This window comes from Hoylesella buccalis ATCC 35310 (assembly GCF_000177075.1).
GTDB lineage: Bacteria > Bacteroidota > Bacteroidia > Bacteroidales > Bacteroidaceae > Prevotella > Prevotella buccalis.
The window spans coordinates 42434-48433 of the sequence record NZ_ADEG01000002.1; the positions used below are offsets into that span (position 1 = coordinate 42434).

Genomic DNA, 6000 nt, shown 5'->3' on the forward strand with positions numbered 1-6000 from the left:
CAAATACACGGGCTGAAAGCCCAAAAGCCTATAGCCCAGGGTATCACCCTGGGTTGGATGCGTGGGGGTAATTGGGTCCTGTAAGAACAAAAGCATGTGATTATCATGTACTTGTAGTTGCTTTTGCCCCTACAGGGCGCACACCTACTCACAATCTTACCCAGGGCGGTGCCCTGGGCTATAAGCTACTGCCCCTGCGGGGCGTACAACCTCGGTACTCAACATCTCAAACAGAATGGCACGGACTAACACGGACAACGCCCGTGAATAACCGTGATGCTCCGATGCAAACCAACACCATACAACCTCGCTAATTCGCATTCCAACACAATAACACACTACAACCATATACCTCCATGTAAACACGCTTGTAGTGGTGGCAGGCGATGTAAAGAGCAACGGATGTTCACGGACATACACAGATGCGTCGGTGCCGTTCCGTGGGGTTCCGTGGCCATGACCATTGCGATTGTTGTTGTCGCAATGCAAGGTCACGGGTCATCCGTGACACTCCGTGTAAATCCGTTGCCATAAAAAGAGAATTGAATTGTTGTTCCACACCACCAGCAGGATGATGTTGGATGCTACAACCTGGTGAGCGGGTATAAGACACGAAGTGGGAGGGAAACCATTGGTTCCCTCCCACTTTATTTCATGTCATGAGTAGTTGCAGGACTATTCTCAGCACGCATGCCGAGGATTACCACACGCTTCCCCAACTCTTGTCGTTGCAGCCATCCGCCTCGTCCCACGAATCCAAGTCGTCACCCTGCCACTGCTTTCCATTGGCATCAGTGGCACCGGGAGTGTCTATTGGTATTTCGAGACTTTCCGCTAAGGGGTTAGTTGTTTCCATTTTGATGATTTGGACGCATGGCGACAGGTAGGTGCGCCTGTCGCTAGCAGCGTTGTTTATATTTTTATCGTTAGTGTTCATCTTATTTCGTCTTTAATGTTTTCTTACCCTTCATGATATACATGCCCGATGGCAGACTGTCGAAGTTGGTGCCAACATAGCGTCCGTCAATGGTGTAAATGCGCTGTGCGCCTTGCTGTGCATCGGCATTTTCTGTCACACTGCTAATGCCCGTCGTCTCCCCTTCCGAGAGTACCATGAATTGCTTGGCGCTTGAAGCACCCGGCAAAAGATTTACAAAACCACGGAATGGCGGTATGCTGGGATTTTGTATATTTGATCCCTTAGTTTCATATTTCATTTGCCTCCATACATCGATTTCCTTATTTAGTCCTTCAATGGTATGCTTCTTCACTATGTTCAGCACATAAGGCCTATCATGACCATAAGCCTCAGCAGGAATCTTTTCGGTGCTGCCCTGGAAGCTGAAGGACTGTCCAGGCTTGGTGGCGGGGAAGCCAACAGGCTTTAAGCGTCCTCCATTGACTATGTCAAACTTTTCAGGTGACTTAGCTATTTCCACATTGTTTGCCGTAAATGCCTTAGAGTTAGAGTTGTCGCTGTTTGCATTCGTGATACGCAGGAGATATGGCTTGCTCGCCTCGAGCGTGCTGCCGTCAGGTATTGAATTGAAGACATAGAATTCTGTATCCGATGGCCAACCATAAGGGTATTCTGGTTGTTCAGGAAAATATTGACCATCTGTGAAATACTTTTTCGAGTATTTATAATCCAACTTGTATGCGCGTATACCTTCTGGCAATGTCACGGCGTACGGTAAAAAGATAGTGAAGCAGTGCTTGCCATCAGCAAACTTAGAGAAGTCGCGGTAGGAGGTTAGAGATTTATCTCCTTCATAATGAGCAACTTCTAATGGGGTATTGTAACCACGATTTATGGTTGTCTTGTTAATGGTCATGTTGCATCTGTTGTAAACCACTTCACTGGCTTTGATGTCACAAAGAAACTCGTATTCCATGCCATCCTGCAAGCTCAGCTTGGTACATGTACCGTCGCTCTTGACAAAGTTCACGTCCTGACCATCCGCAATGGTGATGCCCGTTGCTTCAGGAAGAAACACGAGAGTGTGGGTAGGCAAACCTGATGTGATTGTATGCGAATTTAATTCGCGTGACAAATTCTTCAGGTTCTTTTTGAAATCTTCATTTTTTACATTGCGCAAGTCTACAAATTCCAAGTTGGGGCAACCTTCAAGAATTTCTGCACCAATCTTGCAGTTAGCACTACCCTTCAAGATAAATGCTTCCAATTTGATATTTCCCGCAAAGGCACCATCGCCTACTTCCTCAACTTGGTCTCCAATCACAAAGTCACCTGACATAATGCCATTTTCAAAAGCCCTTGCACCAATCTTCTTTACTTCAGACAAGGGGTTGAAACTAAGAATACCAGCATTTGAGAAAGCTCTTTCGTCTATGGAATTCACCACAGAATAGGGAATGACAAAATGAGATAAGTTGGTAAAGGCTTTTTCAAACATGCCTGTAGGGATGGTTGTTGGGCCTTCAGCCAAACTTACACTGCCACCGAATTCCGCAAAAGATTCCACACCCGACCGCTGGTCTGTGCCTGTGGGCAGGTTCTTATACATCGCCTTAATTTTGTTATCTTCGGGTTGTTCGCCAATCTTCGCTGCTGCAGGGATCGGTGTTGTAATATCAATTTTGGTACCCTTGAAAGCCTGATATCCCACGAATGTTATATTCGGGCACTTAAACTCTGACGTTGAAAAGATTCCTTCAAAGGCTTGGGGACCTATGGCAGTTGAGCCTGGAATATCAACCGAAGTTTTATCAGTTTTTCTCTCCCATGTCCCTTTTTTTGGGGGTTTCTACCTTTATATTCTTTAAGGTAGAAAGGTGCCAAATTGCTCTTATAGAAGGCACCCCAACCAATGTACTTCAGACCTTTCGGAAAATTCAACAATGTGACACTGCATTGATAAAAGGCAGCATCTTCAATGGCTTCTATCGTTTTAGGAAGTTCTATTTTTCTGATTCTTCTTTCATTGATGAATGCATAGGAGCCGATGGCTGTGACTGTCCAGTCCTTGCCATTATAGTTGACCTTATCTGGAATAGTAATGGTGTAAATCTGTCCAGTAGCCTCTTCATACGCAAGTTCGTCTTTCATTGTTTCAACTTTTTTGCCATTCTTGTCCACTGCATTTGTCTTCAGCGTACCGCTGTAGCCTTTCCACTGGTCAGGGATGTTTGTCGTTTCATCAATTAACTTCTGCTGCCTTGCTTCCGTCGTTGCAGCATTTGAGTTTGCGTATGTCACTTTCACAGTATTGGCCGTGGCATCCACCACCTCATACCACAGTTGTCCGACTTGGAACTTTTCGCCCGCGGTCTGTGCGGTGATAGGCAGAGCCGTTATCATCAGCAACACAAGCGCAAACCATGCGCTGCGAAGCTTTGTCTTGTTGTTGTAATTTTCTTTCATAAATTCAAAATGATATTTAATTGTTGTTTTATGTCGTTGGATGGTTACTCCTGAAAAGAATTGATGAATACCTCATTCATAAAATTCCGTAATTCGATGCAAAGATACACAAAAGCATTGGTTGTAAAAAAATACAACGCATGTTTTTTACACACATTTAACGAAAATGTTATAGTAACAACGGAATGGCACGGAGCAACACGGAACAACAATCCGTGTAAATCCGTGATGCTCCGATGCAAAAAACAACAAACAAAATGATGATGGCAACGGAATGGCACGGAACAACACGGACAACGTCCGTGAATATCCGTGAAGCTCCGTTGCATTTAAAATTTGGTGAACACCAATCGAAGCTGCTCACTGCGCAGAATCATACGCGAACCATCTAACCGTTCCACCTCAAACTGTTCGTCCAGCCGCCGAATGCCGTATGGATAGAGAATCTTCACATCGTCTATCACGGGGTCGCCCTTGGTACGATCTGAAATCAATGGCCTGTGCAACGTCAGACGCTGGTCACGGTGTTCAAACTCCATCACACACTCGGGATAGCGGTAATCCAAATCGTTGAGCATGAGAATTTTGCCTTGAACCGACCAAAACAATCGTTGCGCAGAGAGGTCGGCCGTTCCGTTGGTTTGCAAGGTGTCTACTTGTTGCAAACGCCAATAACCGTCTAAGGCCCCATTGTTAGATGTTTCCAGCTCGCACGAGGTCCATGTTGCGAGCATCAGGATAGAGAGGAGAATATAAGATACTTTTTTCATTTCAATGACAAGTTTACAGGTTGAACACTCCATGTTTGCCGATGGTGAGCTGTACGCCTTGGTTGTTGCCCAAAATGTCTCCGAAATCGCCCCCATAGCTTCCTCGGATGTTCCAGCCATGTTTGAGGCGGCAGCCAACTTCCAGCATCACGCTTACGTTGTTTTGTTTGGCGGCGAAGGGCATTTTATAGGTTCCCAATCCCTCTTGCCAAGTGGTCAACAAACGATAGCTCACGCCATTCCACGGCTCGCCCGACACGCCCAGGTGGAAGGCCTTGAACCGATTGTTCTGAATGTTGATATGTCCATCTTCGTTATAGAGTGGCGAGCGATACAACGGGTTGCCCATCACTTCTCCCCAATGCTGCCACCCGGGGTAAATGTAGTGATTGTAAAAATCGTCGATGCCCGAGATATGGTGACTCATGTTCTGCGTGTGGTCGTGATATACCGGCCCACTCTGATACTTGGTGTACAGATATTCAAACACCACGTTGCGCACCAGGTCGTTGTATTTCAGATTGAGTTCCACGCCCAGCATCATGTCCTTGAAATCGTAGACAAAAAACTTTCTTTTCTTCTTGACATTCCATTCGTCACCCGTTCCGTACCCGTCGTAATCGAGTTGGAACATGGACGAGTGGTCCTCGAAAAACTTTTCACCATACAGACCTACGCGCCAGGTGTCCGCATCATAGTTCATCCGTATGAGCCAGCTGCCCAGTTGGTCGCCTTCCACATTCTGATAAACGATGTCCTCCTCGGGCGCGTCGTAGCCACCAGGCATGAAAGCATTCCAAAAAGCCCTGAACCCCGTTTGACTGCGAATCACGTTGACCGTTCCATCAGACTTGGGTTGATAGCCCGTTCCACCGAAAAGAGTGGCCATCTCCAACCCCATTTCGATCGAAAACGGACAGAAGCGGTCTTCATTGCCTATCTTCAAATAGCCGGCCTTGCTGTGAAACAGCACGTTATCGGCATACTTTGACTGGCGCTGGGTAAAACTGTGCTGCCAGTTGTCGTCCGTCATCTTGCCGTAGGCGACGTGTCCTTTCACGTGCAACCACCTGTTGCCAAAGGGCAGCATCCAGTAATCGGGCAAGGCCAAACGCACCTGCGGAACGGGGCGGGCATTGATGCCCAGCGTTTGCGAACCACTGCTCAACTGGTTGTTCTTCAACTCCATGGGGTATTCCTTGCTCCCTATCGAGAGCGCACCATGCAACCACCGCAGCTCGACAAAGGCCTGTTGAACCATCATCTTGCTGGTATGATTGACACCCGCCGCCACATCCAGGCCATAGCCAATCCCCCATTTGCGTGCCGAGCCGGTACGCAAGGGTCTGATTAAGGCCGCGCGCAGATAACCGTTGTTCTTTTCCAACGAGCTTAAGCCATACCGGTTGGAATGGAGCCACAAGGGCGTTTTGCCGTCAGCGAACGAACTTTGTAACTCTACCTGATAATGAATGTTCTCACCGATGTTCCACGGCGATGCGTTTTCTGCATCGAAATCGGCCTGGGCATGCCCCACTCCAGTTGCGACCAGCAGAACGGACAGTAATATATGACGTTTCATGCTTTATAGAATCGTGCTTTTTAACGATAACGAGAAATCGTAACAATTATTATATATCTCGCCGTTGTAGACCACACGGCACATTCATTGAAGGGCAATGTTGTGGAACAACGAATTTAACAAATGACACGAATCAACTAAACAAGACAATGAACGCAAGCGTTCTGCGAATGAAACAAATGCTGCCGACATGAACATGCCGCATGACTTTGCCACATTCGTTTTTATTAGATGAACGCCTGCGTTCATTGACTCCAACTATC

At 46.9% G+C, this 6000-nt stretch carries 5 protein-coding genes; all 5 read right to left on the reverse strand.

Annotation, left to right across the window (positions count from 1 at the left end; translation table 11 throughout):
- Positions 1 to 700 precede the first annotated feature (700 nt).
- The 5 genes from HMPREF0650_RS00185 to HMPREF0650_RS00205 all read right to left on the reverse strand — a co-directional run bounded on the left by HMPREF0650_RS00185 (position 701) and on the right by HMPREF0650_RS00205 (position 5737).
- The gene (locus tag HMPREF0650_RS00185) at positions 701 to 937 is read right to left on the reverse strand and encodes a hypothetical protein (protein ID WP_040561842.1); all 237 of its coding nucleotides are present in this window, start codon (positions 935 to 937) and stop codon (positions 701 to 703) included.
- Between the two features lies 1 nt (position 938).
- A complete protein-coding gene (locus HMPREF0650_RS12400) occupies positions 939 to 2630 on the reverse strand; it encodes a leucine-rich repeat protein (protein WP_004347362.1) in 1692 nt (563 codons plus the stop codon).
- Positions 2631 to 2692: 62 nt separating this feature from the next.
- Positions 2693 to 3385 (reverse strand): leucine-rich repeat domain-containing protein, encoded by a 693-nt coding sequence (locus HMPREF0650_RS00195; RefSeq protein WP_004347364.1) that lies wholly within the window; start codon positions 3383 to 3385, stop codon positions 2693 to 2695.
- A 329-nt stretch (positions 3386 to 3714) separates the two neighbouring features.
- Positions 3715 to 4155, reverse strand: a complete 441-nt coding sequence (locus HMPREF0650_RS00200; protein ID WP_004347365.1) for a lipocalin-like domain-containing protein — start codon at positions 4153 to 4155, stop codon at positions 3715 to 3717.
- A 13-nt stretch (positions 4156 to 4168) separates the two neighbouring features.
- The gene (locus HMPREF0650_RS00205) at positions 4169 to 5737 is read right to left on the reverse strand and encodes a capsule assembly Wzi family protein (protein WP_004347366.1); all 1569 of its coding nucleotides are present in this window, start codon (positions 5735 to 5737) and stop codon (positions 4169 to 4171) included.
- Between the last annotated feature and the right edge of the window lie 263 nt (positions 5738 to 6000).